Annotated in this window: 2 protein-coding genes; both read right to left on the bottom strand. The window is 78.3% G+C overall.

From position 1 onward, the window contains the following. Positions 1-68: 68 nt before the first annotated feature. Positions 69-797, bottom strand: a complete 729-nt coding sequence (locus tag NON00_RS02630) for an adenosylcobinamide-GDP ribazoletransferase (RefSeq protein WP_256017396.1) — start codon at positions 795-797, stop codon at positions 69-71. Then, on the bottom strand, positions 797-1760 hold a 964-nt coding region (gene cobT / locus NON00_RS02625), incomplete at its 5' end, for a nicotinate-nucleotide--dimethylbenzimidazole phosphoribosyltransferase (RefSeq protein WP_256017395.1). The genes NON00_RS02630 and cobT, both read right to left, overlap by 1 nt.

Raw genomic sequence — 1760 nt, 5'->3', positions numbered from 1 at the left:
GATGGGTTTCCAAAGGCCTCAGGCCTTTGGTGGGGAGAGTTTGAGAGGGGCAAAGCCCCTCTCAAGCCTCAGGCGCCCAGCGTCAGGCTGGCGCATTCCGCGATCAGCGCCGTGGCGCCCAGGATATCGCCGGTCTGGCCGCCGAGTTGCCGCCGGGCGATCCAGGCCATTGCCCCGCCCACCGCCAGCGCCGCCGCCAGCGCCAGCGGCGGCAGCAGCAGCCCGCCCAGCGCGAGGCCCAGCACGCCGCCCGCCAGCAGCGCCCCCTTCGGCGGCCGGCCCAGCCCCGCCGCCAGCCCGTCCGTCCGCGCCGGCGGCAGCAGGCCGAGCGGCAGCAGCAGTGCCACCCGCCCCAGCGCCCCGGCCCCCGCCATCAGCGCCACCGGGTGCTCCGCCCCGGCCAGGGCCAGGCCGCGCGTGGCCAGCGCCAGAACCAGCGCCAGCGCGCCGAAGCTGCCGATGCGGCTGTCCCGCATGATGGCCAGCTTGCGCGCGCGGTCGCGCCCACCGCCCAGCCCGTCCGCCGTATCGGCCAGCCCGTCCTCATGCAGCGCGCCGGAGGCCAGCAGCAGCGCGGCGATGGCCCAGGGCGCAGCCAGCCCGGGCGCCACCCCCGCCGCCACCAGCCCCGCCTGCACCCCGCCGCCGATCGCCCCCAGCGCCGCCCCGGCCAGCGGATAGGCCCAGGCCGCCCGCGCATGGCCCGCCGCCTCCGCCGGGAAGGGCAGGGCGCCGAGCGGCAGCCGCGTCAGCAGCCCGAAGGCGGCGGCGATCTCCTCCAGCCGGGCGCGCAGCATCAGGCGGGGCCGGAAATGCCGGCGGAATCGAAGGTGGCCATGCCGCTGTGGCAGGCCAGCGCCGCCCGCAGCAGCGGAATGGCCAGCGCCGCGCCCGAGGCCTCGCCCAGCCGCATGCCCATCTCCAGCAGCGCCTCCTGCCCCAGCGCGGCCAGCAGGCGGCGGTGGCCGGCCTCGGCCGAGCAATGCCCCACCGCCGCATGGTCCAGCCCGCCAGGAGCCAGCAGCGCCAGCGGCGCGGCGGCGGCGCAGGTGGTGAAGCCATCCAGCAGCACCGGAATGCCGCGCAGCCGCGCCGCCAGCGCGGCGCCCAGGATCGCCGCCAGCTCATGCCCGCCCAGGCGCCGGGCGGCCTCCAGCGGGTCCTGCCGCGCCTCCGGGTGGCGGGCCAGGGCGGCATCGATCACCGCCTGCTTGCGCGCCAGCCCCGCCGTATCCACCCCCGTGCCGCGCCCGGCCCAGGCCACCCCCGTGCCGCCGAACAGCGCGGCGCAGAGCGCGGCGCCGGCGGTGGTGTTGCCGATGCCCATCTCGCCCAGCGCCAGCAGGTCCACCCCCTCCGGGATGGCGGCGGCGCCCATGCGCAGGGCATCGAGGAACTCCTCCCCGCTCAGCGCCGGGGCCTCGGTGAAATCGGCGGTGGGGGTGTCGAGATGCAGCGGCACGACGCGCAGCGTCGCCCCCGCCACCCGGCAGAGCTGGTTGATGGCGGCGCCGCCGGCCGAGAAATTGCCCACCATCTGCGCCGTGACGCTGGCCGGGTAGGGCGAGACGCCGCGCGCCGCCACCCCGTGATTGCCGGCGAAGACCAGCACCTGCACGCGCTCCAGCCGCGGCGCGGCGCGGCGCTGCCAGCGCGCCATCCAGGCGGCGAGCTCCTCCAGCCGGCCGAGGCTGCCGGGCGGCTTGGTCAGCCGCGCCTGGTGCGCCGCCACGGCGGCGGCGGCGGCCTCATCCCCCGGC

The sequence above is a fragment of the Roseomonas sp. GC11 genome, from assembly GCF_024437745.1.
Classification (GTDB): Bacteria; Pseudomonadota; Alphaproteobacteria; order Acetobacterales; family Acetobacteraceae; genus Pseudoroseomonas.
This window is presented reverse-complemented; position numbering and strand designations above follow the sequence as displayed.